Raw genomic sequence first — 26035 nt, forward strand, 5'->3', positions numbered from 1 at the left:
CGGCGCCCCCCCCCCCGCCGCCCCCGCCCCCCCCCCCCCCGCCCCCCCCCCCCCCCCCCCCCCCCCCCCCCCCCCCCCCCCCCCCCCCCCCCCCCCCCCCCCCCCCCCCCCCCCCCGACCCACCCACCACCCCCTGCGGGCACCCCACCCCACCCCACCCACCACACCCCACCCACCCCCAGGAGACCCGTACATGAACCTCCGCAGCTCATGGGTGGCCGAGACCGGCCAGACCCGCGAGGACACCCGCCTGACCCAACTCGGCGCGACCACCCCGGCCAACCCCCTGGAAGTCCGCTCCGGCATCCTCCCGGGCTCGTACGACGGCCTCTACCGGATGTCCGGCTTCTGGATGGAGGGCGCCTCGGGCGCGATGACGGCGACCGTCCACGAGGGCCGCGCCGTAGTCGCGGCCGGCGCGACCCGGGGCGCCTACCCGGTCACCCTCCCCGAACCGACCGCCCTCACCTTCACCGACGGCGACGCGAGCAATCCCCGTATCGACCTCGTGGTCCTCAGGATCTACGACTCGCTCTACGACAACTCCGGCCAGACGAAGGCGGCCCTGGAAATAATCAAGGGCACCCCGGCCGCCACCCCCACCGCCCCCTTGATCCCCGGCATCGGACTCGCCCTCTACCAGGTCAAGGTCGCCGCAGGCATCAGCGCCGGCAAGGGCGGAATCACCTGGAGCACCGACGTCACCGACCTCCGTACACCCGTAGTCGGGGTCGGCGGCATCCTCCCCGCGTACGGCGAGACCGGCACCGGCGCCTACCCGGGCCAGTTCCGCGACTCCGGCGGCGCGCTCCAGCGCTGGGACGGCTCGGCCTGGGTGTCGTACCCGAGCGCGCTGGGAGGCATCGCCCCGGCCGGCGCGGTCACCACCGCGAGCTACACGGGCCAGTACCGGGACACGTCCGCCGGGGTACTCCAACGCTGGAACGGCACGACCTGGGTGTCGTACTCGCCACCGCCGACCTGGACCGACTACACACCGGCGTGGGGCGTGGAGACCGGCACCGCGCCCGCGATCGGCAACGGGACGCTGGCCGGGTCGTACGTGAAGCTGGGAACGGTCGTGCACATCCGGATCTATCTCAAGATCGGCTCGACGACCAACCTCACCGCCCAGGCCGCCGCCGCCAACTGGACGTTCCGGCTGCCGTTCGTACCGAACGGCACCGCGTGGAAGCTGGACGGCCGGGTGCTGAACGCGGAGGCCTGGGACTCGACTTCGCCCGGGACGCTCTACCAGGGCAGCGGCCTGCTCGTGGTGACCAGCGGCGTCGGCTACGTCCGCTCGCTGCGCGACAGCCTCGCGAGCGGCTCCGGCATCTGGGCCAAGGCAGCGCCCTTCACCTGGGCCACCGGTGACGTCCTGTCCATCCACGGCACGTACGAGTCCGCGTCATGACCATCCGCTACGGATGGCTGTCACCGAACGGCCAGACGCGCGCGGACACCCGCCACACCGCGCTCGGCGCCACCACTCCGGCCGGCCCGCTGCAGAGCCGTTCCGGCATCCTGCCGGGCACCGACGACGGCCAGTACCGCATCGGCGGCCTGGGAATGACCGGCACGACGGGCACGATGACCGCGACAGTCCAACCCGGCAGAGCCGTCGTCCAGGGCACCACCACCCAGGGCGCGTATCCGGTCGCCCTCGACGAGAACCTCACGATCACGTTCGCCGCCGGCGACGCCCAGTACGGCCGCATCGACCTGGTCGTCCTGCGCGTCTACGACGACGAGACCGACGGCTCCGGCCGCGACGAGGCCGCCGTCGAGATCGTCCAGGGCACCCCGGCCGCCGTACCCGCCGCACCGGCCGTCCCCACCCTGGCGCTGCCGCTGTTCCAGGTAGCCGTCCCGGCCGGGACGAGCGCGGGCACGGGCGGCATCCCCTGGGCCACCGCCATCACGGACCTGCGAACCACCCTGGTCTCGGTCGGCGGCATCCTCCCGGTCTACAACAACGCGACGGTGGCCGGGAGTTACCGCGGCCAGTACCAGGACAACGACAGCTCCGGCTCCCTCCAGCGCTGGAGCGGCTCGGCCTGGGTGCCGTATCCGAAGGGGCTGGGCGGTATCGCCCCGGCGGGCGCGCTGACCACCGGCGGCTACACCGGCCAGTACCGGGACAGCTCCGCCGGCCAGCTCCAGCGCTGGAACGGCACCGCCTGGCAACCCGCCGTGCCGGGCCCGGTGTTCGCACAGTCGCTGGACGCGGGTTACACGACATCGACGACGTACACGTCCGCGCTCACGGACACCGCGGTGACGTCGCTGACGCTCAACTTCACGGCGTCGCCGTCCGGTTCGGTGATCATCGGCCTGGGCGCCCGCGTCTACACGACGAGCAGCGAGACGGTGAGCGCGCACATGTCCCCGCAGATCACCCTCGGCACCACGGTGATCTGGGCGGCGGACGACGAACGGGCCGCGTCCGGTTCAGGCGCGGTCGGCAAGTCGGTCTCGACTCAGCTAAGACTCAACTCCCTCACCCCGGGCTCCACTTACACGATCACGGCCATGCACCGGTCGACGTCGTCCACCGTCCCCGCCTGGTTCGACACGATCTACCTCCGCGCAGACCCGATCGCCTGACGCTCGGCCCCTCCCCCAACTCCCCACCCTCTGAACGGAGTTCAACCATGCCCGTACGCTCCGGCTGGCTCTCCCCGGACAGCCAGTCCCGCGAGGACACCAGGCTCATCGCGCTCGGCGCCCTCACCCCGACCTCGGCGGTCCAGGTCCGCTCCGGCATCCTGCCGGGGTCGTCCACCGGCCTGTACCGCGTCAACGGCTTCACCCTGACCGGCACCACCGGCACCATGAGCGGCACCGTCAGCCCCGGCCGCGCGATCGTCCAGTCCACCGACACCCGCGGCGCCTATCCGATCGCGCTGACCGAGTACGAGGACGTGACCTTCGCGGACGGCGACGCCCAGTACGGCCGGATCGACCTCCTCGTCCTGCGGATCTACGACGACGTCTACGACGGCTCGGGCCGCACCGAGGCAGTCGTCGACATCGTGCGGGGCACCCCGTCCGCCACCCCAACCGTGCCCGCCGTCCCGGATCTCGCGCTCCCGCTGTACGAGGTCACCGTGCCGGCCGGCACCAGCGCGGGCACCGGCGGCATCCCCTGGACCACCGGTCTCACCGGCCGGCGCACCGCCACGGTCGCCGTAGGCGGCATCCTCCCGGTCACCACCGACACCGCGAACGGCGCCTACCCGGGCCAATACCGCGACAACAACGGCCAGTTGCAGCGCTGGAACGGCACCGCCTGGACCGACTACCCGGCCCTGCCGACCTGGCAGAGCTGGACCCCGGCCTGGACCACCTCCAGCGGATCGGCGTCCCCGGCCTTCGGCAACGCCACGGTGAGCTGCCGGTACGTCAAGTCCGGTACGACCGTGCACCTGAACTTCGCGATCACGTTCGGCACCACCACCGCCTTCGGCACCAGCCCCACCGTCAACGACAACTGGCGCTTCTCCCTGCCCGTCGCCGCAGCCTCGACCCGCATGGCGATCGGCTTCGCCGAGCTGTCCGCCAACACCGCGGGCAACCGCGCCACGGCCCGCGTCTACCTCTCCACCACCGGCGCCTTCGAACTGGTCACGTGCTCGGCCCAGTCCAGCCTCACCGCGTACGCCTACACCGGCGGGGTGGACGCCATCACCCCGTGGACCTGGGCGAGCGGCTACACGATCTTCGGCACCGCCACCTACGAGGCCGCCGCATGACGACCGTCAACACGCCGTACCGGGCGATCTTCTGCGACCTGCGCACGGACCGCACCATCGACATCCTCCCCCTACGGGACGTCACCGTCGACGACTACATCGGCAAGGCCGGCTCGCTCTCGGGCACCATCCCGGTCCCCGACGCGGCGATGGCCGCCCGGGTCCGCCGTATCGAGGAGGGCCGCACCTCGGTCTACCTCCAGCGCGGCGGCGACCTGTGGTGGGGCGGCATCGTCTGGACGAGCACCCTGCAGAGCGACGACCAGGGCGTGCTCGCCCTCGGCATCCAGGCGGCGACCTTCGAGTCGTACGCGGGAAGGCGCCTGATCCGGGCGACCACGCCGGAATACGACCCCGGCTACCAACTGGCGCTCACCGGCGACCAGTTGGACATGGCCCGCGCCCTGTGGACTGACCTCCAGACCGCACTCCCCGGCGGCGACATCGGCGTCAGCTACGGCACCGAGACCTCCGGGGTGACCCGCTCGGCGAGTTACCGCGACGGCGACGAGACGGTCTATCTCGACGCGCTGGACGCGCTGGCGGCGCTGGAGAACGGCTTCGAGCACTACATCTCGGTGTACACGGACCCGACGACCGGCGCCCGCGTGCGCCGCCTCCGGCTCGGCAGCCCGAAGATCCTCACCGGCGCCACCGACCTGGTGATGGACCGCCCGGGCACGATCCTGGCGTACTCCTTCCCGCGCGACGCGACCCGCGGCGGCACCACGGACCGCGCCCGAGGCGCCTCCACCAACACGGACCAGGCCAGCGAGTCCCGCCCCCTGTGCTCCACGGTCGCGGTGGCCAACGACCTGATCGGACAGGCGGGTTACCCCCGCATCGACCTGACCTCGGACCACAACGACATCACCGACACGGCCACCCTCACCGCGCTCGCCCGCACCGAACTGGCCGCGGCCACCGGCGCGGTGGTGATCCCCGAGATCAGCGTGCGCCTCGACGACCTGGTCCCGGCCGCGCTGATCGGCCGCACGGTCCGCATCCGGATCACCGACGAGTGGTACGCCGAGGGCCTCGACACCCGCTACCGGATCATCGGCGTCAAGGTCAGCCCCGCCCAGCGCGGCCGCCCCGACACCGCCGACCTCTACCTGGAGGAGGTCTGATGCCCCAGCTCCCCGAAGACATCATCGACCGGCTCACACAGATGGAACGCCGCATCCAGCAGCTCTCCACGGCCGTCAACACCCGCCCGGCCCTCAACACGGTCTCGGGCGGCACCCTGGAGGTGGGCCCGGCCACCGGTTCCCCGGTCTTCAAGATCGGCAAGTGGCCCGGCACCGACGAGTACCGCATGGAACTCCGCCGCCAGACAGGCCAGTTGGCGATGAGCATGTACAACGGCGACGGCACCGCCACCTCACTCCAGCCACTCCGCCTCTACGACAAGGCGGAGCGCGAGATCCTCTCGGACGACATCAGCACCGGCGGCCTGGCCCGCCCCTGGCTGAACATGCTGCCACCGCAGGACACGAACACGACCCGCTGGCCACAAACCACCTCGACGTCGATGACAACGATCGCGATGTCCTACAACATCGCCTGGCAGCCGAAGATGCGCCTGGTCATGAACACCCGCGCCAGCTCCGGCGCCACCGGCTCCGTCCAGGTCCTCGTCAACGGCGCCCAGTGGGGCAGCACGGTCAGCGCCGGCACGGACTTCATCTACGAGGCCCTGATCAGCTCCGACTTCGGCTCGGTCTACGGCACCCAGCTCAAGGTCGAGGTCCAGGCCCAGGTCACCAGCACCTCCGGCACGGTCTACGCCAACCCGATCCTGATGTACGGCCGCCAAACCTGAGAGAGGACACCACACAACCCATGGACATCGACACCACCCAACCCTGGGGCCTGGCCATCGACTTCGCGGGCCGAGCCACCATCACCGAGGCCGGCCACACGATCTACGTCAACGTCTCCGACTCCAGCTACAACAGCATCATCGCCCCCGACTCGATCAGCGGCACCTACGCCCCCGTGACGGTAGCCGCCCAGTTCACCGAGACCGGCACCAACGGCGCCGCCATCCGAGGCAGCGCCCGCACCACGATCATGCCCATCGGCACAGCGATGGTCGTCCCCGACCAGACCGCCATCCAGAGCGTGGTGGCGGCGGCCTTGGCCAACTTCGTCGAGAACACGGCGGCTTACACGGCCTTGGCAGCCAAGTGGACCCCGCCGACCGACGATCCGGGAGACGGAGACGGTTCAGGAGACGGAGACGGCACGTCGACGACGACGCCGGCCTAGCCTACAAACTCCGCCCAGCCCCCATGCCCGTAAGGGGCGCGGGGCTGTATCGAACATGCGGCTACCGCCACGCGGGCGCGCCCAGCCCTCTCACCCCGCTCACCCCAACCCCCCAGGGGCGCGGGGCTGTATCGAACACGCGGCTACCGCCACGCGGGCGCGCCCACCCCTCTCACCCCGCTCACCCCAACCTCCTAGGGGCGCGGGGAACTGCGCGATCAGCCCCCACGCACCCGCACCCCGCACACAACCCGAGCCCCCACCCCCGGCCCGGGTTTTTTCATGCCCAATTCCCCCCGCTCACCTCCCGAAAGGCACCCCATGGCCACACCCCTCTCCCCCGACGCCCTGATCAAAGCCCTCAAAGCCGAGGGCATCACCGTCATCGAGCACCCCGGCTGGCGAACCAATAACCGCAACAGCAAGGGCAGTTGGGGCCCGGTCAACGGCATCGTCATCCACCACACCGTCACCTCCGGCACCACAACCTCCGTCAACCTCTGCTTCAACGGCCACTCCGAACTACCCGGCCCCCTCTGCCACGGAGTCATCGCCAAGGACGGCACAGTCCACCTGGTGGGCAACGGCCGAGCCAACCACGCAGGCAGCGGCGACGGCGACGTACTAAAAGCGGTCATCGCCCAGAGCCCCACCCTCCCCGCCCCGAACCAGAACAACACGGACGGCAACGTCCACTTCTACGGCTTCGAGTGCGTCAACCTCGGCGACGGCAAGGACCCCTGGCCCGCAGTCCAGCTGGACGCGATGGTCCGCGCCTCGGCCGCCCTGTGCCGAGCGCACGGCTGGAACGCCCACTCGGTCATCGGCCACAAGGAGTGGACGAACACCAAGATCGACCCGCGGGGTTTCACGATGGCCGACTTCCGCACCCGGGTGGCCACCCGCCTCGGCACAAAGGTGACACCGCCCGCCAAGCCCACCTACCAGCCCTTCCCGGGCGCCGACTGGTTCAAGAAGAACCCCAAGTCGGCGATCGTCACAGCGATGGGCAAGCGACTGGTCGCCGTCGGCTGCTCGGCGTACACCTCCGGCCCCGGCCCCCAGTGGACCACCGCCGACAAGGCCTCCTACGCCAAGTGGCAGCGCAAGCTCGGCTACACCGGCACCGCGGCGGACGGCTGGCCGGGAGCCACCTCCTGGCTCGCGCTGAAGGTCCCGTACAGCTCCTGAACCCCTCGGAAAGGCAAGGTCCACCCATGTCAGAGGCCGCCAAGCGCACCCTCCGTACCGTTCTCCAGACCGCTGTCGGCCTGTGTGTCCTGCTGCCGACGGTCGTCGACGCCGCCGGTGTCCCGGACACCCTGCCCTGGGTGGCCGCGGCGCTGGCCGCAGCCGCCGGAGTCACCAGGATCATGGCCCTGCCCGCCGTACAGGCACTGCTGCCCACCTGGCTGCGCACCGATGTGCCGCCGGTCGACGACGGCGCGCTGCTGAAGCTGGTCAAGGCCGATCCGGAACGGGAGGACACGTGAACGAACCCACGTCCCTGTCCGACCCGATCGCCGTCGCCGTGGAACTGGAACGGCTGCGCGGGACCGTCGAGGCCGGCTTCGCTCGGGTCGACGGCTCCCTCGCGCTGCTGGTCCAGCGCAGCGACCAGACCGACCGCCAACTCGCCGACCACGAACAGCGGTTGGACGCCCTGGAACGCTCCCGCTGGCCACTCGCCAGCATCGGCGCCCTGGCCGCGATCGCCACCGTGGTGGTCACCGCCTGGGAGCTGACACCGCACTGAGAAACGCCGAAGGGCGGCACCCCGTGCGGGGTGCCGCCCTTCAACGCGTTTCAGCTACTCACTGGTTGTACGGACCGTAGTCGTAGTCCTCCAGCGGAACGGCCTGGCCGGAGCCCGTGCCGAACGGCGAGTAGTCGATGTCGTCGTAGCCGACGGCCGAGTACATCGCGGCCTTGGCTTCCTCGGTCGGCTCGACCCGGATGTTGCGGTAGCGGGACAGGCCCGTACCGGCCGGGATGAGCTTACCGATGATGACGTTCTCCTTGAGGCCGATCAGGGAGTCGGACTTGGCGTTGATCGCCGCGTCCGTCAGAACCCTGGTCGTCTCCTGGAAGGACGCCGCCGACAGCCAGGACTCCGTGGCCAGCGAGGCCTTGGTGATACCCATGAGCTGCGGACGACCGGAGGCCGGGTGACCGCCCTCCTGGACCACACGACGGTTCTCCTGCTCGAAGCGCGAACGCTCGACCAGCTCGCCGGGCAGCAGCTCGGCGTCGCCGGACTCGATGATCGTCACGCGGCGGAGCATCTGCCGGATGATGATCTCGATGTGCTTGTCGTGGATCGACACACCCTGCGAGTTGTAGACCTTCTGGACCTCGCCGACCAGGTGGACCTGGACGGCACGCTGACCCAGGATGCGCAGCACGTCGTGCGGGTTGGTGGCACCCACGGTGAGCTTCTGGCCCACCTCGACGTGCTCGCCCTCGCTGACCAGGAGACGGGCACGCTTCGAGATCGGGAACGCCGTCTCGTCGCTGCCGTCGTCCGGGGTGACGACGAGCTTCTTGGTCTTCTCGGTCTCCTCGATCCGCACGCGGCCCTGGGCCTCGGAGATCGGGGCGACACCCTTCGGCGTACGAGCCTCGAAGAGCTCGACGACACGGGGCAGACCCTGGGTGATGTCGTCACCGGCCACACCACCGGTGTGGAAGGTACGCATCGTCAGCTGGGTACCGGGCTCACCGATGGACTGGGCGGCGATGATGCCGACCGCCTCACCGATGTCGACCAGCTTGCCGGTGGCCAGCGAGCGGCCGTAGCACATGGCGCAGGTGCCGACGGCGGACTCGCAGGTCAGGACCGAGCGGGTCTTGACCGTCTCGATGCCGTGCTTGACCAGCTCGTCGATGAGGACGTCGCCGAGGTCGGTGTTGGCCGGGGCCAGCACCTTGCCGTCGACGGTGATGTCCTCGGCCAGCGCACGGGCGTACACGCTGGTCTCGACGTTGTCGGCCTTGCGCAGGACACCGTCCGCGCCGCGCTCCGCGATGTGCAGCTTGAGGCCGCGGTCGGTGCCGCAGTCCTCCTCGCGGATGATGACGTCCTGGGAGACGTCGACCAGACGACGGGTGAGGTAACCGGAGTCGGCGGTACGCAGAGCGGTGTCGGCCAGACCCTTACGGGCACCGTGCGTGGAGATGAAGTACTCCAGCACGGACAGGCCTTCACGGAAGGACGCCTTGATGGGACGGGGAATCGTCTCGTTCTTGGCGTTCGACACCAGACCGCGCATACCCGCGATCTGACGCATCTGCATCATGTTTCCTCGGGCACCCGAGTCGACCATCATGAAGATGGGGTTGGTCTTCGGGAAGTTCGCGTTCATCGCCTCGGCGACCTCGTTGGTCGCCTTGGTCCAGATCGCGATGAGCTCCTGCGTGCGCTCTTCCTTGGTGATCAGACCGCGCTCGTACTGCTTCTGGACCTTCTCGTCCTGCGCCTCGTAGCCCTTGACGATCTCCTTCTTCGCCTCGGGAACGACGACGTCGGAGATGGCCACGGTGACACCGGAACGGGTCGCCCAGAAGAAGCCGGCCGCCTTCAGGTTGTCGAGCGTCGCCGCCACGATGACCTTGGGGTAGCGCTCGGCCAGGTCGTTGACGATCTCGGAGAGCTGCTTCTTGCCCACCGAGTAGTCGACGAACGGGTAGTCCTCGGGCAGCAGCTCGTTGAAGAGCGCGCGGCCCAGGGTCGTCTTCAGGCGGAAGGTGTCACCCTGCTGCCACTCGGGCTCGCCCTCCTCGCGGACCGGCGGCACCCAGCCACGCGGCGGGATGGTGCCCACCGGGAAGCGGATGTCGACGGCCGACTGGAGCGCCAGCTCGCCGGCGTCGAACGCCATCGTCGCCTCGGCCGTGGAGCCGAACGCGCGGCCCTCGCCCTTGACGTCGCGGAGTTCGCCGTCGGTGGTGAGGAAGAACAGACCCAGCACCATGTCCTGGGTCGGCATGGTGACGGGACGACCGTCGGCCGGCTTCAGGATGTTGTTCGAGGACAGCATCAGGATGCGGGCCTCGGCCTGCGCCTCCGCGGAGAGCGGCAGGTGTACGGCCATCTGGTCACCGTCGAAGTCCGCGTTGAACGCGGTGCAGACGAGCGGGTGGATCTGGATGGCCTTGCCCTCGACCAGCTGCGGCTCGAAGGCCTGGATGCCGAGGCGGTGCAGCGTGGGCGCACGGTTCAGCAGAACCGGGTGCTCCGCGATGACCTCTTCGAGGACGTCGTACACGACCGTGCGGCCGCGCTCGACCATCCGCTTCGCCGACTTGATGTTCTGCGCGTGGTTCAGGTCGACCAGGCGCTTCATCACGAACGGCTTGAAGAGCTCCAGCGCCATGGCCTTCGGCAGACCGCACTGGTGCAGCTTCAGCTGCGGACCGACGACGATCACGGAACGCGCGGAGTAGTCCACACGCTTGCCGAGCAGGTTCTGACGGAAACGACCCTGCTTGCCCTTGAGCATGTCGCTCAGGGACTTCAGCGGGCGGTTACCGGGACCGGTGACCGGACGACCACGACGACCGTTGTCGAAGAGGGCGTCGACGGCCTCCTGGAGCATGCGCTTCTCGTTGTTGACGATGATCTCGGGAGCACCAAGATCCAGAAGCCGCTTCAGGCGGTTGTTGCGGTTGATCACACGGCGGTACAGGTCGTTCAGGTCGGAGGTCGCGAAGCGGCCACCGTCCAGCTGCACCATCGGGCGGAGGTCCGGCGGGATGACCGGGACGCAGTCGAGAACCATGCCCTTGGGGCTGTTGGAGGTCTGCAGGAAGGCAGACACGACCTTCAGCCGCTTCAGCGCACGGGTCTTCTTCTGGCCCTTGCCGGTACGGATGATCTCGCGGAGACGCTCGGCCTCTTCATCCAGGTCGAAGGACTCCAGGCGCTTCTGCAGCGCCGCGGCACCCATCGAACCGTCGAAGTACGTGCCGAAGCGGTCACGCAGCTCGCGGTAGAGGAGCTCGTCGCCCTCCAGGTCCTGGACCTTGAGGTTCTTGAACCGGGTCCACACCTCGTCCAGGCGGTCGATCTCGCGCTGCGCACGGTCGCGCAGCTGCTTCATCTCCCGCTCGGCACCTTCGCGCACCTTGCGGCGAACGTCGGCCTTGGCACCCTCGGCCTCAAGCTCGGCCAGGTCGGTCTCAAGCTTCTTGGCGCGGGCTTCGAGGTCGGAGTCACGCCGGTTCTCGACCTGCTGACGCTCCACGGAGACGTGCGCCTCCAGCGAGGGCAGGTCACGCGTACGGCGCTCTTCGTCGACGAACGTGATCATGTACGCCGCGAAGTAGATGACCTTCTCAAGGTCCTTCGGGGCGAGGTCGAGCAGGTATCCCAGACGCGACGGGACACCCTTGAAGTACCAGATGTGGGTGACGGGCGCGGCCAGTTCGATGTGGCCCATCCGCTCACGGCGCACCTTGGCGCGGGTCACCTCGACGCCGCAGCGCTCACAGATGATGCCCTTGAAGCGAACGCGCTTGTACTTGCCGCAGTAGCACTCCCAGTCCCGGGTCGGACCGAAGATCTTCTCGCAGAAGAGTCCGTCCTTTTCGGGCTTGAGCGTGCGGTAGTTGATGGTCTCAGGCTTCTTGACCTCGCCGTGGCTCCACTGACGGATGTCGTCAGCGGTTGCCAGACCGATCCGGAGCTCATCGAAGAAGTTGACGTCGAGCACTATGCGTCAATCCCTCTCAGGGTTGTAAGTCTTGGGGTCTGATACGGGGGTCCTGGGGCCGGAGACCTGCGTGGCGCAGGTCTCCGGACTCCCGTCAGACCTCTTCGACGCTGCTCGGCTCGCGCCGGGACAGGTCGATGCCGAGCTCCTCCGCTGCGCGGAAGACATCCTCGTCGGTGTCACGCATCTCGATGGACATACCGTCACTGGACAGCACCTCCACGTTCAGGCAGAGCGACTGCATCTCCTTGATGAGCACCTTGAAGGACTCGGGGATGCCGGGCTCGGGGATGTTCTCGCCCTTGACGATGGCCTCGTAGACCTTCACGCGGCCGGTGACGTCGTCGGACTTGATCGTCAGCAGCTCCTGGAGGGCGTAAGCGGCGCCATAAGCCTCAAGCGCCCACACCTCCATCTCGCCGAAGCGCTGACCACCGAACTGCGCCTTACCACCCAGCGGCTGCTGGGTGATCATCGAGTACGGACCGGTCGAACGGGCGTGCAGCTTGTCGTCGACCAGGTGGTGCAGCTTCAGGATGTACATGTAGCCGATCGAGATCGGCTCCGGGAACGGCTCGCCGGAGCGGCCGTCGAACAGGTTGGCCTTGCCGGAGGCCTGGACCAGCCGGTCGCCGTCGCGGTTCGGGATCGTGGCCTCGAAGAGACCGGAGATCTCGTCCTCGCGGGCACCGTCGAAGACCGGGGTCGCGACGTTGGTACCCGGCGCGACCTGGTCGGCGCCGATGACCTGCAGGCGGCGCGCCCAGTCCTCGCTGAGCCCGGAGACGTCCCAGCCGCGGCTGGCGAGCCAGCCGAGGTGGATCTCCAGGACCTGTCCCGGGTTCATTCGGGACGGGACACCCAGCGGGTTCAGGATGATGTCGACCGGGGTGCCGTCCTCAAGGAACGGCATGTCCTCGATCGGCAGGATCTTGGAGATGACACCCTTGTTGCCGTGGCGGCCGGCCAGCTTGTCGCCGTCGGTGATCTTGCGCTTCTGCGCAACATACACACGGACCAACTGGTTGACGCCGGGCGGCAGTTCGTCGCCCTCCTCGCGGTCGAAGACGCGGACGCCGATGACCTTGCCGATCTCGCCGTGCGGCACCTTCAGCGAGGTGTCGCGCACCTCGCGCGCCTTCTCACCGAAGATCGCGCGGAGCAGGCGCTCCTCGGGGGTCAGCTCGGTCTCACCCTTGGGCGTGACCTTGCCGACGAGGATGTCACCGGCGACGACCTCGGCACCGATACGGATGATGCCGCGCTCGTCGAGGTCGGCGAGGACCTCCTCGGAGACGTTCGGGATGTCCCGGGTGATCTCCTCGGGGCCGAGCTTGGTGTCACGGGCGTCGACCTCGTGCTCCTCGATGTGGATCGAGGAGAGGACGTCGTCCTGTACGAGGCGCTGCGACAGGATGATCGCGTCCTCGTAGTTGTGACCCTCCCAGGGCATGAACGCCACGAGCAGGTTCTTGCCGAGCGCCATCTCGCCGAACTCGGTCGCCGGACCGTCGGCCAGCACCTGGTTGGCGACGACCCGGGCGCCCTCGTCCACGACAACCTTCTGGTTGACGGAGGTGCCCTGGTTGGAGCGGGAGAACTTCGCGAGGCGGTACGTGGTGTACGTGCCGTCGTCGTTGGCGGTGGTGATGTAGTCCGCGGAGACCTCCTGGACCACACCGTCCTTCTCCGACTTCAGGACGTCACCGGCGTCGACCGCACAGCGGTACTCCATGCCGGTGCCGACCAGCGGCGCCTCGGACTTGATCAGCGGCACCGCCTGCCGCATCATGTTCGCGCCCATGAGGGCACGGTTGGCGTCGTCGTGCTCCAGGAAGGGGATCATCGCGGTCGCGACGGACACCATCTGGCGCGGGGAGACGTCCATGTAGTCGACATCGTCACCGGGGACGTAGTCGACCTCTCCGCCACGACGGCGGACCAGGACGCGGGTCTCCTCGAACCGGAAGTCGTCCCCGAGCGGCGCGTTGGCCTGCGCGATGACGAATCGGTCCTCTTCGTCGGCGGTCAGGTAGTCGACCTCGTCGGTGACGACACCGTCGGTGACCCGGCGGTACGGCGTCTCGACGAAACCGAACGCGTTGACACGGCCGTAGGAGGCGAGCGAGCCGATCAGGCCGATGTTCGGGCCTTCAGGGGTCTCGATCGGGCACATGCGGCCGTAGTGCGAGGGGTGCACGTCACGGACCTCGAAGCCGGCCCGCTCACGGGAGAGACCACCCGGGCCAAGAGCCGACAGACGGCGCTTGTGGGTGAGACCCGACAGCGGGTTGTTCTGGTCCATGAACTGCGACAGCTGGCTGGTGCCGAAGAACTCCTTGATGGAGGCGACGACCGGCCGGATGTTGATCAGGGTCTGCGGCGTGATCGCCTCGACGTCCTGGGTCGTCATCCGCTCGCGGACGACTCGCTCCATACGCGCCAGGCCCGTACGGACCTGGTTCTGGATGAGCTCGCCGACGTTGCGCAGACGACGGTTGCCGAAGTGGTCGATGTCGTCGGTCTCGACGACGATCGTCGTGCCGTTGTCGCCAACGGTCTCGGTCTCACCGGCGTGCAGCTTCACCAGGTACTTGATCGACGAGATGATGTCCTCGACGGTCAGCACACCGGCGTCGAGCGGGGCTTCGCCGCCCAGCTTCTTGTTGACCTTGTAGCGGCCGACCTTGGCGAGGTCGTAGCGCTTCGGGTTGAAGTAGAGGTTCTCAAGAAGCGTCTGCGCGGCCTCGCGGGTCGGGGGCTCGCCCGGACGCAGCTTGCGGTAGATGTCGAGAAGCGCGTCGTCCTGGCCCTGGGTGTGGTCCTTCTCCAGGGTGGCGCGCATGGACTCGTACTCGCCGAACTCCTCCAGGATCTGCTCGGTCGTCCAACCGAGAGCCTTGAGCAGGACGGTGACGGACTGCTTGCGCTTGCGGTCGATGCGGACACCGACCATGTCGCGCTTGTCGATCTCCATCTCCAGCCAGGCACCCCGGGACGGGATCACCTTGGCGGAGAAGATGTCCTTGTCGGACGTCTTGTCGATCGAGGAGTCGAAGTAGACGCCCGGCGAACGGACCAGCTGCGACACGACGACACGCTCGGTGCCGTTGATGACGAAGGTGCCCTTGTTGGTCATGAGCGGGAAGTCGCCCATGAAGACCGTCTGGGACTTGATCTCGCCGGTCTCGTTGTTGGTGAACTCAGCGGTTACGAAGAGCGGGGCGGCGTACGTGAAGTCGCGCTCCTTGCACTCGTCGATGCTGTTCTTGGGAGGTTCGAAACGGTGGTCGCGGAAGGTCAGCGACATCGACCCGGAGAAGTCCTCGATCGGAGAGATCTCCTCGAAGATCTCCTCCAGACCGGACTTCGTGGGGACGTCCTGACCCGACTCCAGAGCCGCCTCGACCCGACTCTGCCAGGCGGAGTTGCCGAGCAGCCAGTCGAAGCTCTCGGTCTGCAACGCGAGCAGGTTGGGAACCTCAAGGGGCTCCTTGATCTTTGCAAAGGAGATGCGCAGCGGGGCGGTGCTGGCGCCGTTGTTCATATTCGCGGTCGAGGCAGTGCGCGAGGCGGCCAAGAGGGGGTCCTTCCGAGGGCTCGGACTCACTACGCGCGTACCGGCCCCTCTCAGGGGCAAAGAGACATGGACTTCCTGAGACGGCCCGGAAAGGCCAGGTCAGGGTTGGTCCGGTCATCGATGCTCAAGTGAGGGCATGCCCCTGGTGACGGGCAGGGAGCAGCTAACAGGCAGCGCAAAGGGTCAGTGTAGCCACTTGGCGCACTGATGTCCAGCCCCGCTTTTTTGAGACCCTCGTCGTGCTCAACACCCTCGGCAAGCTCACGTCCTCAACGCGTTGATACTGCCCTCTTCGCCGCCGATCCATGCCTCGGATTCGGATCGTTGTGACGACGCGTCCTGAGAATTGCGCGCTGCGTGCGGTTCGTCAAGGCCTCCATGGCCCACACCACATACCACCAGGGATGCTCGGAGGCACGAAGAAGATCACCATACTCCGCGAACCCCTGACCGCAAGGCTGCCGCTCACCCGACCCGGGAACGCCGAAGAGCGACCACCCAGATGGATGATCGCTCTTCGGGGGTGAGGCGTTACAAGGTCCTTGGGACCCCGTCCACGGCCTCGAAGGTGTTACTTGACCTCGACCGAGGCGCCGGCGGCCTTGAGGGACTCGGCGGCCTTCTCGGCGACGTCCTTGGCGACCTTCTCGACGACGGGCTTCGGGGCGCCGTCCACGAGGTCCTTGGCCTCCTTCAGGCCCAGCGAGGTCAGCTCACGCACGACCTTGATGACCTGGATCTTCTTCTCGCCGGCACCCGTGAGGATGACGTCGAACTCGTCCTGCTCGGCCTCGGCCTCGGCCGGGGCACCGGCGGCGGCGGGGCCCGCAACGGCGACCGCCGCGGCGGCGGTGACGTCGAACTTCTCCTCGAACGCCTTCACGAACTCGGAAAGCTGGATGAGGGTCATGGTCTCGAACTCGGCGAGCAGTTCGTCCTGGGTGAGAGCCACGATGGCTTCCTTCCACTAATTTCGGCTGGTGCCGGTGTGTACATGTCTGGCGGGCGTACGTTCGGCCCGCTACGACCGTTGCCGTGCGGCGCGGAGCCTCAGGCGGCGGTCATGCTGCGAGCCGAATTACTCGGCACCGCCCTGCTCTTCTTGCTTGGCGCGAAGGGCGTCCACCGTGCGGACGAGCTTCGACGGAAGCGCCTGGAAGAGCTGCGCAGCCTGAGTCTGCTTGCCCTTGAAGGCACCCGCCAGCTTGGAGAGCAGAACCTCGCGGGACTCAAGGTCCGCGAGCTTCTTGATCTCGTCGGCGGACAGCGCCTTGCCGTCAAGGACACCGCCCTTGATGACGAGGTTCGGGTTGTCCTTGGCGAAGTCACGAAGACCCTTCGCCGACTCCACCGGGTCACCGGTGATGAAGGCGACCGCCGTCGGACCGTTGAACAGGTCGTCGAGCGTAGAGATCCCGGCCTCGTTGGCCGCAATCTTGGTCAGCGTGTTCTTCACCACGGCGTACTGGGCGTTCTCACCGAGCGAACGACGCAGCGTCTTGAGCTGCGCCACGGTGAGACCCCGGTACTCGGTCAGCACGGCGGCGTTCGAGTCGCGGAACTGGTCCGCGAGCTCGGCTACCGCGGCAGCCTTGTCGGGCCTTGCCATAGAGCGTCGGCCTCCTTCCGGGTGATGAGGACCGCTCAGAAGGGGCTGGGACAGAAAAAACGCCCCGGCGCAGGCGCACGGGGCGTAGCTCGACCGGAAACGACATTCCCGGGAACACATCCAGTTCACCTGCGCGGGTCGTCCACTGTTCAGCGGATCCTTCGGTCACCACACCCTTTGACAGGCACGGCAACGACCAGCGGTCTTTGGCTTCTGGACCACCGTACGCGAGCCCCACGGACTGAAGCAAATCCGCCCGTACGGCTCAGCCCTGGGCATCCTTCATCAGCTCGGCTTACCGGCGTAGTGGGTGGTCCGCACCCCGTCGACGGTCTCGGTGCCGACCGCCTTCACGTCCTCACCACCGGTGAGGAAGCCGGCCTCGGCCGCGCTCATGGAGTCGGCGTTCAGGTCGTTGGCCGCCCAGCCCCACCCAGGGCGACGAGCCCGGCGAATTCCCGTGGGCCTCAGGGGGGTTGGGGCCCGCTCAGGAACTCGTACCGGACCCGGTCGACGTGCCGCTGCTGTCCGAGCCCGCGCCCTGCTGCTTCAGCAGCGCCGTGAAGTCCTCGGTGTCGCTCGCCGGGGGCACAGTGGCGTCGATCTTCACGCCGTAGTCGCTGTAGTAGGCGGTCTGGCTGTACTGGCCCGAGGACATCTGGCCCTTCTCGACCTTCTTGATCAGCAGGTTCTGGGCGTTGACCCAGATGTCGACCTGTTCCGTGGTGACGCCGGCCGCGGTGAGCTGCTTCTTCAGGCCGGCGAGCTGGCTCGCGGTGAGGTTGGAGTTCTTGGCGGCGAGGTCGGCGACATTGACCGTGCCCGAGTAGTGCGTGGCCTGCTGGCCGCGGACCGACTCCGTACCGACCTTCTTGACGTCCCCGGAGGCGAGCAGGAGCTTCACCGACTGGTTCGGCGTGGAGTTCTGCATCTGGTCCTTGAGGTACGCGCCGGAGCTGCCGCCGAGCTTGGCCAGGTCGTCGTAGTCGTACTTCAGCCAGTGCTTGCCGCCTGCCTGCTCGGCGAACTTGTCGCCCATCTTCGCGTAGTAGGCGTCGGGCAGATAGCGGGCCTCCATCGACGTGCTGCCGGCCGCGCGCATCGTCTGGGCCATCGTGCCGCCGGTGTACGTCATCGTGAGGACGCCGGTGATGCCGTCGCCCCAGCCGAGGTTGCCCTTGGCGTCCATGGACATCAGGGAGCCCATCACGGTGGAGGACTCGACCTTGGCGGAGTCCGCCTTGTCGGTGGACTGCTCGGCGCTGCGCAGGGCCGCTATGGGGCTCACCCGGGTCGAGCCCTTGCCCACGGCCTTGTCGTCCTTGCCGGAGCTCCCGGAGGACCCCGAGGAACCGCAGGCGGCCACCGAGGCCAGCGCGGTCGCCACCGCGATCGAGAGACCCACCCGGCGCACGGTCGTGCTCTTCATTCGTCCCCACCCCTATGCGATTGCTGTGCCTGCCAGAAACGCTAGCGCAGCGCACTGACACCCCGTCCGAAAAGAGGACGAGCCCCGCAACCCGAAGGTTGCGGGGCTCGCCCGAATGCTGACGCGCGCCGGACGCGGCTACCGAGGTGAGCGCGGGGCTCAGACGGCGGCCGGGTCCTCCTCGACGAGGAGGTTGCGGGTGCGGTTCGGGTCGACCGGAATGCCGGGGCCGATCGTGGTGCTGATCGCGGCCTTCTTGATGTAGCGACCCTTGGCGGCGGACGGCTTCAGACGGAGGATCTCGTCGAGGGCCGCGCCGTAGTTCTCCACCAGCTTGGTGTCGTCGAAGGACGACTTGCCGATGATGAAGTGCAGGTTCGAGTGCTTGTCGACGCGGAACTCGATCTTTCCGCCCTTGATCTCGTTGACGGCCTTGGCCACGTCCGGCGTCACGGTGCCGGTCTTGGGGTTCGGCATGAGACCACGGGGACCGAGCACGCGGCCGAGGCGGCCGACCTTGCCCATGAGGTCCGGGGTGGCGACGACGGCGTCGAAGTCCAGCCGGCCCTTCGCCACCTCGTCGATGAGTTCGTCGGAGCCGACGATGTCGGCGCCCGCGGCGGTCGCGGCCTCGGCACGGTCACCGGTCGCGAAGACCAGGACCCGGGCGGTCTTACCGGTGCCGTGCGGGAGGTTCACGGTGCCACGGACCATCTGGTCCGCCTTGCGCGGGTCGACACCCAGACGGAAGGCGACCTCGACGGTGCCGTCGAACTTGGAGGTGGAGGTCTCCTTGGCGAGACGGACGGCTTCGAGCGGGGCGTAGAGCTTGTCCCGGTCGATCTTCTCGTCCGCAGCGCGGAGAGACTTGCTGCGCTTGCTCACTACTGCTCCTGTGTGTGTTCTGAGGAGTCGTGGTGTGGGCCGAGCAGGCCCTGCCACGGTCTTTCCTACGAGGTGAAGGTCAGCCCTCGACCGTGATGCCCATGGAACGGGCGGTGCCGGCGATGATCTTCGACGCGGCGTCCAGGTCGTTGGCGTTCAGGTCGGGAAGCTTGGTCGTGGCGATCTCACGGACCTGCGCCTGGGTGATCTTGGCGACCTTGGTCTTGTGCGGCTCGCCCGAGCCCTTCTCGACACCAGCGGCCTTGAGGATCATCTTCGCGGCCGGCGGAGTCTTGGTGATGAAGGTGAAGGAGCGGTCTTCGTAGACCGTGATCTCCACCGGGATCACCCAGCCCCGCTGCGACTCGGTCGCCGCGTTGTAGGCCTTGCAGAACTCCATGATGTTGACGCCGTGCTGACCGAGCGCGGGGCCGACCGGCGGGGCCGGGTTCGCCGCACCGGCGTTGATCTGGAGCTTGATGAGCCCCGTGACCTTCTTCTTCTTGGGAGGCATTGCTCTCCGGGTCCTCTCGTTCGGGTCCTGCCTGCATCCGGGTTGCTCTCCCGCACGCAGGCATACCGCACAACAATAGCGGGTAAGGGGCCATGCCCAAAAACGAGAAAGGCCAGGGGCTCCACTTGGAACCGCCTGACCTGACCCACTTAGGTGCGCGGGGCTGTGTCGATATGCGACTTCCGTCGCGCGGGCGCGACCAGCCCCCACACACCCGCAGCCGAAGAACTAGTTCTTCTGAATCTGATCGAACGAAAGCTCGACCGGCGTCTCGCGGCCGAAGATCTCGACGAGACCCTTGACCTTCTTCGAGTCGGCGTTGATCTCGTTGATGGTCGCCTGCAGCGTCGCGAACGGACCGTCGGTGACGGTGACCGAGTCGCCGACCTCGAAGTCCAGCACCTGGACCTCGACCTTGCGCTGCGGAACCGGCTTGCCCTCGGCCTCGGCCGCCTCGCGTGCGGCCTTCTCCTCGGCCTCCGGGGCGAGCATCTTGACGATCTCGTCCAGGGTCAGCGGGTACGGGTCGTAGGCGTTGCCCACGAAGCCGGTGACACCGGGGGTGTTGCGGACGACGCCCCAGGACTCGTTCGTCAGGTCCATGCGGACCAGGACGTAGCCCGGGAGCTTGTTCTGCTTGATGGTCTTGCGGTCGCCGTTCTTGATCTGGACGACCTCTTCTTGCGGCACCTCGGCCGCGAAGATGTAGTCCTCGACGTTCAGCGAGACGGCGCGCTGCTCCAGGTTGGTCTTCACGCGGTTCTCGTAACCGGCGTACGTGTGGATGACGTACCACTCGCCGGGCAGGAGACGCAGTTCCTCACGCAGGGCGACGACGGGGTCGACGGGCTCGGCCGGTTCGGCCTCTTCCTCGTCGTCCTCGGCCGTGGCCTCGTCGTCGAGGTCCTCGGTCGCTTCCGCGTCCTCGTCCTCGACGTGTACGGCGGCTTCCTCGGCCGGCTCGCCCGCGTCGGCGTCCGCAGCCTCGACCTCGTCCAGCTCCTCGTCCGCGCCCTCGACGATGTCGAGTTCGTCTTCCACGGACTCGTCCGGCTCGACGGCCTCGTTCAGGTTCGGGTCAGACACGTGGCTGCTTCTTCCTGGATACATGGGGGTGGAACACGCGAAAGGGGCGCCGGTCAGGGCGCCCTTCGCTTCCGGCCTCAGCCGAAGACGTACTTCGCGGCGTGATTGAGTCCATAGTCAATCACGGTCACGAGACCGATCATGATGACGACGAAGACGATGACAACCGTCGTGTACGTCGTCAGCTGGTTGCGGGTCGGCCAGACGACCTTGCGGAGCTCCGCGACGATCTGGCGATAGAAGATGCCGAGGCGCTTCAGCGGGCCCTTCTTGGCGCGCTTGCCACCCTTGCGGGCCTTCTTCTTGGACTCCGACACCTCGTCCTGGGCATCAGGCATGTCGATGGAGCCCACGGCGTCCGCCATTCATCCTCACCTGTTCCCGGGTCGTGGCCGTGCCGCGCCCGGTCTGAGCCGCACGGCGGTGCATTGCTGTACGTACATGCGCTGCGCACACATCCTGGTGAAGGTGTGTGTAGCAGGGCCGGAGGGACTTGAACCCCCAACCGCCGGTTTTGGAGACCGGTGCTCTACCAATTGAGCTACGACCCTTTGTGACGTCCCCAACGTACCGCATCCGCCCGGGTGCTCGGTGTGCACCTGGTAGGGCGCGGCTGTTGAAGGCCAACGAGCTAGGAGTGTACGTGCTCCGGGGCCGGTCGTCGAACAGAAAGTGCCTGTACGGGGATTGCCGGAGGAAGATCGCCCAGGCCGGGGCGGGAATCCGGACGGTTGTTCCACGCTCGCCCGATCCTGTTCAGTCTGTGAAACCGGTGTGCCGGGCGGGTTTCCGGTCTGAAACGATGGACCCATGAGCGCCTCAACCCCTCCCACCGAGCGCCGGGTCTCCGCCCGAGTCGGCGCGATCTCCGAGTCCGCCACCCTCGCCGTGGACGCCAAGGCAAAGGCCCTCAAGGCCGCCGGACGTCCGGTGATCGGCTTCGGCGCGGGTGAACCGGACTTCCCGACCCCGGACTACGTCGTCCAGGCCGCCATCGAGGCCTGCTCGAACCCCAAGTACCACCGCTACACCCCGGCCGGCGGTCTGCCGGAGCTGAAGGCCGCGATCGCCGCGAAGACGCTGCGCGACTCGGGCTACGAGGTGGACGCCTCCCAGATCCTCGTCACCAACGGCGGCAAGCAGGCCATCTACGAAGCCTTCGCCGCGATCCTCGACCCGGGCGACGAGGTCATCGTCCCCGCGCCGTACTGGACGACGTACCCGGAGTCGATCCGTCTCGCGGGCGGTGTCCCCGTGGACGTCGTCGCCGACGAGACGACCGGGTACCGCGTCACGGTCGAGCAGCTGGAGGCGGCCCGCACCGAGAACACCAAGGTCGTCCTCTTCGTCTCGCCGTCCAACCCGACCGGCGCCGTCTACAGCGAGGCCGAGGCCGAGGCGATCGGCCGCTGGGCCGTCGAGCACGGCCTGTGGGTCATGACGGACGAGATCTACGAGCACCTGGTCTACGGCGACGCCAAGTTCACCTCGCTGCCCGCGATCCTGCCGGAGCTGCGCGACAAGTGCATCGTGGTCAACGGGGTAGCCAAGACGTACGCCATGACCGGCTGGCGGGTGGGCTGGATCATCGGCCCGAAGGATGTCGTCAAGGCCGCGACGAACCTCCAGTCGCACGCCACCTCGAACGTGTCGAACGTGGCGCAGGTCGCCGCGCTGGCCGCCGTCTCCGGTGACCTGAAGGCCGTCGCGGAGATGCGCGAGGCCTTCGACCGCCGCCGCAAGACGATCGTGCGGATGCTCAACGAGATCGACGGCGTGCTCTGCCCGGAGCCCGAGGGCGCGTTCTACGCGTACCCGTCGGTCAAGGCGCTGCTCGGCAAGGAGATCCGCGGCAAGCGCCCGCAGGACTCGGTCGAGCTGGCCGCGCTGATCCTGGAGGAGGCCGAGGTCGCGGTCGTCCCGGGCGAGGCCTTCGGGACCCCCGGTTACCTGCGGCTGTCGTACGCCCTGGGTGACGAGGACCTCGTCGAGGGTGTCAGCCGTATCCAGAAGCTGCTGGCGGAGGCCAAGGACTGACGTTATTCGTGCTCCACGCGCGTGTGCGGGTCGTTTCCCTCCCGGGAGGCGGCCCGCTGCTTTGTGCGAGCAAGACCACGATCGAGGAAAGTGGTACCGGGACGGCGGAAACGTACGGCAGGATTCCCAGATGGAGCGTGTACGTGATGTCTCTGAACTGCCGAAAGCCCATCTGCACCTGCACTTCACCGGGTCGATGCGGCCGACCACCGTGCTGGAGCTCGCCGACAAGTACGGCGTACGCCTGCCCGACGCCCTGACCGAGGCGCTGACCAGCGGGGAGCCGCCGAAGCTGCGGGCGACGGACGAGCGGGGCTGGTTCCGTTTCCAGCGGCTGTACGACGCGGCGCGGTCGTGCCTGCGGGAACCCGAGGACATCCAGCGGCTGGTCCGCGAGGCCGCCGAGGAGGACGTCAGGGACGGCTCGGGCTGGCTGGAGATCCAGGTGGACCCGACGTCGTATGCACCGCGCCTGGGCGGGCTGATCCCGGCCCTGGAGGTCATCCTGGACGCGGTGGAGACGACCTCCCGGGAGACCGGGCTCGGGATGCGGGTGCTGGTGGCCGCGAACCGGATGAAGCACCCGCTGGACGCGCGCACGCTGGCCCGGCTGGCCGTGCGGTATGCGGACCGCGGAGTGGTCGGTTTCGGCCTCTCGAACGACGAACGCCGGGGTATGGCACGGGACTTCGACCGGGCCTTCGCGATCGCCCAGGAGGGCGGCCTGCTGTCGGCGCCGCACGGCGGCGAGCTGGCGGGCCCGGCCTCGGTGCGGGACTGCCTGGACGACCTGCACGCGACCCGGATCGGCCACGGGGTGCGCGCGGCAGAGGACCCGCGCCTGCTGAAGCGGCTCGCCGACCGGGGTATCACCTGCGAGGTCTGCCCGGCGTCGAACGTGGCCCTGGGTGTCTACGAGAAGCCCGAGGACGTGCCTCTGAGGACCCTCTTCGAAGCGGGCGTCCCGCTGGCACTGGGCGCCGACGACCCCCTCCTCTTCGGCTCCCGGCTGGCGGCCCAGTACGAGATTGCCCGCCGCTACCACGCCTTCTCGGACCGCGAACTGGCTGAACTGGCCCGGCAGTCGGTACGGGGATCGGCGGCCCCGGAGGACATGAAGACGAAGCTGCTGTCCGGCATCGACGACTGGCTCAGTGCCCCGGTCGCTTGAAGTGGGCGTAGGGCGGATACGGCTTGAAACAGACCAGGATCTCGGCCCCTTCGTGGGGGGCCAGTTCGCCGTGCAGGCAGGTCATGAACGCCGACCGCCCCTTGACGACTCCCTTCTCCTGCGGCCCCCAGCCGGCCGCGTAGGCGAAGTGGGTGGCAGCGGCGAGGACGCCACGGTCGCCGATGAGGAAGTACGTACGCGCGTGCGTGGTGTGCCTCAACTGCCCACGGGCGTACGGCCGCTCCTCCCACGCGCGCGCGTGGCGCTCGGTACGGGCCTCGTCCGTGCGCACGGTGAGCGGCGTACCGCGCCCCAGCGACCGCCGCAGCTCGGGCCACTTGGAGGGTCGTGGTCCCGCCTCCTGGTGGGCCACCACCAGATCGACCAGTTCCCCGCACCCCTCGTCGGGCGGCACGCTCTCGCGCAGCGGGACGTGCACGATGGTGTGCCGGGAGTACGCGGCGAACGAGAACAGCCCGGCCAGTCGGCTCAGCCCGTCGTGATCCCCCAGGAGCGTGCCGTACGGCGCCGGGTCGCGGGTGCCTCATGGGGCAAGGGTCCCGGTCAGGAGGGGGCCTCGGCAACGGAGATTCCGCCCAGCAGCGTCCGGGCCAGGCGTGGCGCGAACTCGTCCACGGGCGGTCGTACGCCGGTCCCCGCGGCCTCGTAGGCGAACGCGCGCTGTGCGCAGGCGCCCAGGAGGAGGGACGCGGCCGCGAAGGTGTCCGTGTCGGGGCGGACGCGGCCGACGGCCTGTTCGGCGCGCAGATAGGCGTCCAGGGCCTCGATCGGCTTGTGGGGGCCCGAGCCGAGCTGCCGCAGGGCCTCGTCGTGGCGCCGCTTGAGCTGGGTCTCGGCGTACAGGGAGGCCGCGATCGGGAAGCTCTGCTCGTAGAAGAGGGCCGCCTGGCGGGCGATCTCGGTGAGGTTGTCCTCCAGGGAGTGCTGTCCGGGCTCGGCGGCGAGGCTGCGCAGCAGCGGGGTCAGCCGGGGCAGCCGTTCCGTGAGGACGCGGATGAACAGCTCCTCCTTGCTGGCGAAGTACTTGTAGAGGGCTGCTTCGGAGCAGTCGGCGGCCTTCGCGATCTCCTTGGTGGTCGTCCTGGCCAGGCCGACGGTGAGCATCAACTCGTGGGCGGCGTCGAGGATGCGGACCCGGGCGGGTTGCTGCGCGACGGGTTCCGGGGCCTGTTTCTGCTGCATGGGGCCCAAGGATTCCATGGCCGGTCCGTTCGGGCTTGACGGGTGGGTGAGTACTTACCCACTCTAGAGGGAGGCAGGGGTGAGTAAACACTTACCCACCTCGTTCAGCGGCAGGAGTACGCCATGAAGCTCACCGTTTTCGGTTCCACTGGAGGCATCGGCCAGGAGATCGTCCGCCAGGCGCTGGCCTCGGGCCACGAGGTCACGGCGGTCGTACGGGACCCGGCGCGGCTGACCGTGCGGGGCGCGGGCCTTGAGGTGTTCCGCGCGGACCTCACCGACCCGGAGGCGGTACGCCCGGCGGTCGCGGGCCGGGACGCGGTCCTGTCCGGGCTCGGTGCCCGCAGCCGCAAGGACGCGGGTGTCGCGACCCGGCTCACGCGTACGGTCCTGGCGGCCATGGAGGCGGAGGGGGTGCGCCGGGTGCTGGTGGTGAGCGCCGGCCCGATCGGCCCGGACCCGGAGGGCGCCGGGCTCCTCGACCGCACCGCGCGCGGGCTGATCTCGGCCCTCCTGAAGGACGTCTACGACGACCTGCGGGAGATGGAGGCGGCCCTCGCCGCCAGCGCCACGGACTGGACGAGCGTCCGCCCGCCACGCCTGCAGAACAAGCCGCTGACCGGCACGTACCGCACGGTCGTGGGCGGCTTCCCGGACAAGGGCCGGTTCATCGGCCGCGCCGATGTCGCGCACGCGATGCTGACGATGACGGACGAACCGCAGACGGTGAAGCAGGGCGTGGGGCTGGCCTATTGAGGTCGCCGGAGGGCGGCGG

General features: G+C 68.3%; 22 protein-coding genes, 1 tRNA gene and 2 pseudogenes. 12 read left to right on the forward strand and 13 right to left on the reverse strand.

Annotation, left to right across the window (positions count from 1 at the left end; translation table 11 throughout):
* The first annotated feature begins 193 nt into the window (after positions 1-193).
* The 9 genes from ACGFY9_RS32020 to ACGFY9_RS32060 all read left to right on the forward strand — a co-directional run bounded on the left by ACGFY9_RS32020 (position 194) and on the right by ACGFY9_RS32060 (position 7788).
* Complete coding sequence (locus ACGFY9_RS32020) at positions 194-1417, forward strand: hypothetical protein (protein ID WP_393759916.1); 1224 nt, start codon at positions 194-196, stop codon at positions 1415-1417.
* A complete protein-coding gene (locus tag ACGFY9_RS32025; protein ID WP_393759918.1) occupies positions 1414-2610 on the forward strand; it encodes a hypothetical protein in 1197 nt (398 codons plus the stop codon). The genes ACGFY9_RS32020 and ACGFY9_RS32025 overlap by 4 nt, the downstream gene beginning before the upstream one ends.
* A gap of 47 nt (positions 2611-2657) precedes the next feature.
* Positions 2658-3758 (forward strand): hypothetical protein, encoded by a 1101-nt coding sequence (locus ACGFY9_RS32030; RefSeq protein ID WP_393759920.1) that lies wholly within the window; start codon positions 2658-2660, stop codon positions 3756-3758.
* Positions 3755-4888: a hypothetical protein gene (locus tag ACGFY9_RS32035; RefSeq protein WP_393759922.1), complete on the forward strand. Its 1134-nt coding sequence runs from the start codon at positions 3755-3757 to the stop codon at positions 4886-4888. Before ACGFY9_RS32030 ends, ACGFY9_RS32035 begins: the two co-directional genes overlap by 4 nt.
* Entirely contained in the window at positions 4888-5583 is a 696-nt protein-coding gene (locus ACGFY9_RS32040; RefSeq protein WP_393759924.1) for a hypothetical protein, read from the forward strand. Before ACGFY9_RS32035 ends, ACGFY9_RS32040 begins: the two co-directional genes overlap by 1 nt.
* A gap of 20 nt (positions 5584-5603) precedes the next feature.
* Positions 5604-6032, forward strand: coding sequence for an ATP-binding protein (locus ACGFY9_RS32045; RefSeq protein ID WP_393759926.1), 429 nt, complete (start codon positions 5604-5606; stop codon positions 6030-6032).
* A 321-nt stretch (positions 6033-6353) separates the two neighbouring features.
* Positions 6354-7223 carry a peptidoglycan-binding protein gene (locus ACGFY9_RS32050; protein WP_393759928.1) on the forward strand — a complete coding sequence of 290 codons (870 nt, stop codon included), beginning with the start codon at positions 6354-6356 and terminating at the stop codon, positions 7221-7223.
* 26 nt (positions 7224-7249) lie between these two features.
* Positions 7250-7525 carry a hypothetical protein gene (locus ACGFY9_RS32055; protein ID WP_393759930.1) on the forward strand — a complete coding sequence of 92 codons (276 nt, stop codon included), beginning with the start codon at positions 7250-7252 and terminating at the stop codon, positions 7523-7525.
* Complete coding sequence (locus tag ACGFY9_RS32060; protein WP_327401957.1) at positions 7522-7788, forward strand: hypothetical protein; 267 nt, start codon at positions 7522-7524, stop codon at positions 7786-7788. The genes ACGFY9_RS32055 and ACGFY9_RS32060 overlap by 4 nt, the downstream gene beginning before the upstream one ends.
* A gap of 58 nt (positions 7789-7846) precedes the next feature.
* On the opposite strand, the gene ACGFY9_RS32065 is transcribed toward ACGFY9_RS32060, so the two are convergent.
* The 11 genes and pseudogenes from ACGFY9_RS32065 to ACGFY9_RS32115 form a co-directional block, all read right to left on the reverse strand.
* Positions 7847-11746, reverse strand: a complete 3900-nt coding sequence (locus ACGFY9_RS32065) for a DNA-directed RNA polymerase subunit beta' (RefSeq protein ID WP_393759932.1) — start codon at positions 11744-11746, stop codon at positions 7847-7849.
* A gap of 94 nt (positions 11747-11840) precedes the next feature.
* Entirely contained in the window at positions 11841-15326 is a 3486-nt protein-coding gene (gene rpoB / locus ACGFY9_RS32070; protein WP_393759934.1) for a DNA-directed RNA polymerase subunit beta, read from the reverse strand.
* A gap of 571 nt (positions 15327-15897) precedes the next feature.
* A complete protein-coding gene (gene rplL / locus ACGFY9_RS32075) occupies positions 15898-16281 on the reverse strand; it encodes a 50S ribosomal protein L7/L12 (RefSeq protein WP_369192459.1) in 384 nt (127 codons plus the stop codon).
* A 123-nt stretch (positions 16282-16404) separates the two neighbouring features.
* Positions 16405-16935 (reverse strand): 50S ribosomal protein L10, encoded by a 531-nt coding sequence (gene rplJ, locus ACGFY9_RS32080; RefSeq protein ID WP_019055481.1) that lies wholly within the window; start codon positions 16933-16935, stop codon positions 16405-16407.
* A gap of 297 nt (positions 16936-17232) precedes the next feature.
* Positions 17233-17319 (reverse strand): annotated as a pseudogene (locus tag ACGFY9_RS32085) (DUF1396 domain-containing protein); the annotation flags it as partial.
* Positions 17320-17422: 103 nt separating this feature from the next.
* Entirely contained in the window at positions 17423-18364 is a 942-nt protein-coding gene (locus tag ACGFY9_RS32090) for a hypothetical protein (protein WP_393759936.1), read from the reverse strand.
* A 159-nt stretch (positions 18365-18523) separates the two neighbouring features.
* Positions 18524-19249 (reverse strand): 50S ribosomal protein L1, encoded by a 726-nt coding sequence (gene rplA / locus ACGFY9_RS32095; RefSeq protein WP_093627332.1) that lies wholly within the window; start codon positions 19247-19249, stop codon positions 18524-18526.
* A gap of 79 nt (positions 19250-19328) precedes the next feature.
* Positions 19329-19763, reverse strand: coding sequence for a 50S ribosomal protein L11 (gene rplK / locus ACGFY9_RS32100; protein WP_006383482.1), 435 nt, complete (start codon positions 19761-19763; stop codon positions 19329-19331).
* Between the two features lie 228 nt (positions 19764-19991).
* Positions 19992-20849 carry a transcription termination/antitermination protein NusG gene (gene nusG, locus ACGFY9_RS32105; RefSeq protein WP_033279975.1) on the reverse strand — a complete coding sequence of 286 codons (858 nt, stop codon included), beginning with the start codon at positions 20847-20849 and terminating at the stop codon, positions 19992-19994.
* A 77-nt stretch (positions 20850-20926) separates the two neighbouring features.
* A complete protein-coding gene (gene secE / locus ACGFY9_RS32110; protein WP_019055477.1) occupies positions 20927-21214 on the reverse strand; it encodes a preprotein translocase subunit SecE in 288 nt (95 codons plus the stop codon).
* A 113-nt stretch (positions 21215-21327) separates the two neighbouring features.
* Positions 21328-21400: transfer RNA gene (locus ACGFY9_RS32115), tRNA-Trp, on the reverse strand.
* A gap of 259 nt (positions 21401-21659) precedes the next feature.
* Here ACGFY9_RS32115 and ACGFY9_RS32120 point away from each other — a divergent pair.
* Positions 21660-22886, forward strand: coding sequence for a pyridoxal phosphate-dependent aminotransferase (locus ACGFY9_RS32120; protein WP_365308679.1), 1227 nt, complete (start codon positions 21660-21662; stop codon positions 22884-22886).
* Positions 22887-23016: 130 nt separating this feature from the next.
* A complete protein-coding gene (locus ACGFY9_RS32125; RefSeq protein ID WP_393759939.1) occupies positions 23017-24057 on the forward strand; it encodes an adenosine deaminase in 1041 nt (346 codons plus the stop codon).
* Here ACGFY9_RS32125 and ACGFY9_RS32130 read toward each other — a convergent pair.
* A pseudogene (locus tag ACGFY9_RS32130) lies at positions 24038-24595 on the reverse strand (hypothetical protein); the annotation flags it as partial. The gene ACGFY9_RS32125 and the pseudogene ACGFY9_RS32130 sit on opposite strands and share 20 nt — an antisense overlap.
* Before the next feature lie 26 nt (positions 24596-24621).
* On the reverse strand, positions 24622-25260 hold the full coding sequence (locus tag ACGFY9_RS32135; RefSeq protein ID WP_393759941.1) for a TetR/AcrR family transcriptional regulator: 639 nt from the start codon (positions 25258-25260) through the stop codon (positions 24622-24624).
* 123 nt (positions 25261-25383) lie between these two features.
* Here ACGFY9_RS32135 and ACGFY9_RS32140 point away from each other — a divergent pair, with 123 nt between their 5' ends.
* Positions 25384-26016 (forward strand): NAD(P)-dependent oxidoreductase, encoded by a 633-nt coding sequence (locus ACGFY9_RS32140; RefSeq protein ID WP_393759943.1) that lies wholly within the window; start codon positions 25384-25386, stop codon positions 26014-26016.
* Positions 26017-26035: the final 19 nt, after the last annotated feature.

This window comes from Streptomyces sp. NPDC048504 (assembly GCF_043200035.1).
GTDB lineage: Bacteria > Actinomycetota > Actinomycetes > Streptomycetales > Streptomycetaceae > Streptomyces.

Bases quoted from the DNA above. Each gene is read 5' to 3' on its own strand.
- ACGFY9_RS32020 (WP_393759916.1), top strand. From the start codon at position 194: ATGAACCTCCGCAGCTCATGGGTGGCCGAGACCGGCCAGACCCGCGAG.
- ACGFY9_RS32025 (WP_393759918.1), top strand. From the start codon at position 1,414: ATGACCATCCGCTACGGATGGCTGTCACCGAACGGCCAGACGCGCGCG.
- ACGFY9_RS32030 (WP_393759920.1), top strand. From the start codon at position 2,658: ATGCCCGTACGCTCCGGCTGGCTCTCCCCGGACAGCCAGTCCCGCGAG.
- ACGFY9_RS32035 (WP_393759922.1), top strand. From the start codon at position 3,755: ATGACGACCGTCAACACGCCGTACCGGGCGATCTTCTGCGACCTGCGC.
- ACGFY9_RS32040 (WP_393759924.1), top strand. From the start codon at position 4,888: ATGCCCCAGCTCCCCGAAGACATCATCGACCGGCTCACACAGATGGAA.
- ACGFY9_RS32045 (WP_393759926.1), top strand. From the start codon at position 5,604: ATGGACATCGACACCACCCAACCCTGGGGCCTGGCCATCGACTTCGCG.
- ACGFY9_RS32050 (WP_393759928.1), top strand. From the start codon at position 6,354: ATGGCCACACCCCTCTCCCCCGACGCCCTGATCAAAGCCCTCAAAGCC.
- ACGFY9_RS32055 (WP_393759930.1), top strand. From the start codon at position 7,250: ATGTCAGAGGCCGCCAAGCGCACCCTCCGTACCGTTCTCCAGACCGCT.
- rplJ (WP_019055481.1), bottom strand. From the start codon at position 16,935: ATGGCAAGGCCCGACAAGGCTGCCGCGGTAGCCGAGCTCGCGGACCAG.
- ACGFY9_RS32090 (WP_393759936.1), bottom strand. From the start codon at position 18,364: ATGAAGAGCACGACCGTGCGCCGGGTGGGTCTCTCGATCGCGGTGGCG.
- rplK (WP_006383482.1), bottom strand. From the start codon at position 19,763: ATGCCTCCCAAGAAGAAGAAGGTCACGGGGCTCATCAAGCTCCAGATC.
- secE (WP_019055477.1), bottom strand. From the start codon at position 21,214: ATGGCGGACGCCGTGGGCTCCATCGACATGCCTGATGCCCAGGACGAG.
- ACGFY9_RS32120 (WP_365308679.1), top strand. From the start codon at position 21,660: ATGAGCGCCTCAACCCCTCCCACCGAGCGCCGGGTCTCCGCCCGAGTC.
- ACGFY9_RS32125 (WP_393759939.1), top strand. From the start codon at position 23,017: ATGGAGCGTGTACGTGATGTCTCTGAACTGCCGAAAGCCCATCTGCAC.
- ACGFY9_RS32135 (WP_393759941.1), bottom strand. From the start codon at position 25,260: ATGCAGCAGAAACAGGCCCCGGAACCCGTCGCGCAGCAACCCGCCCGG.
- ACGFY9_RS32140 (WP_393759943.1), top strand. From the start codon at position 25,384: ATGAAGCTCACCGTTTTCGGTTCCACTGGAGGCATCGGCCAGGAGATC.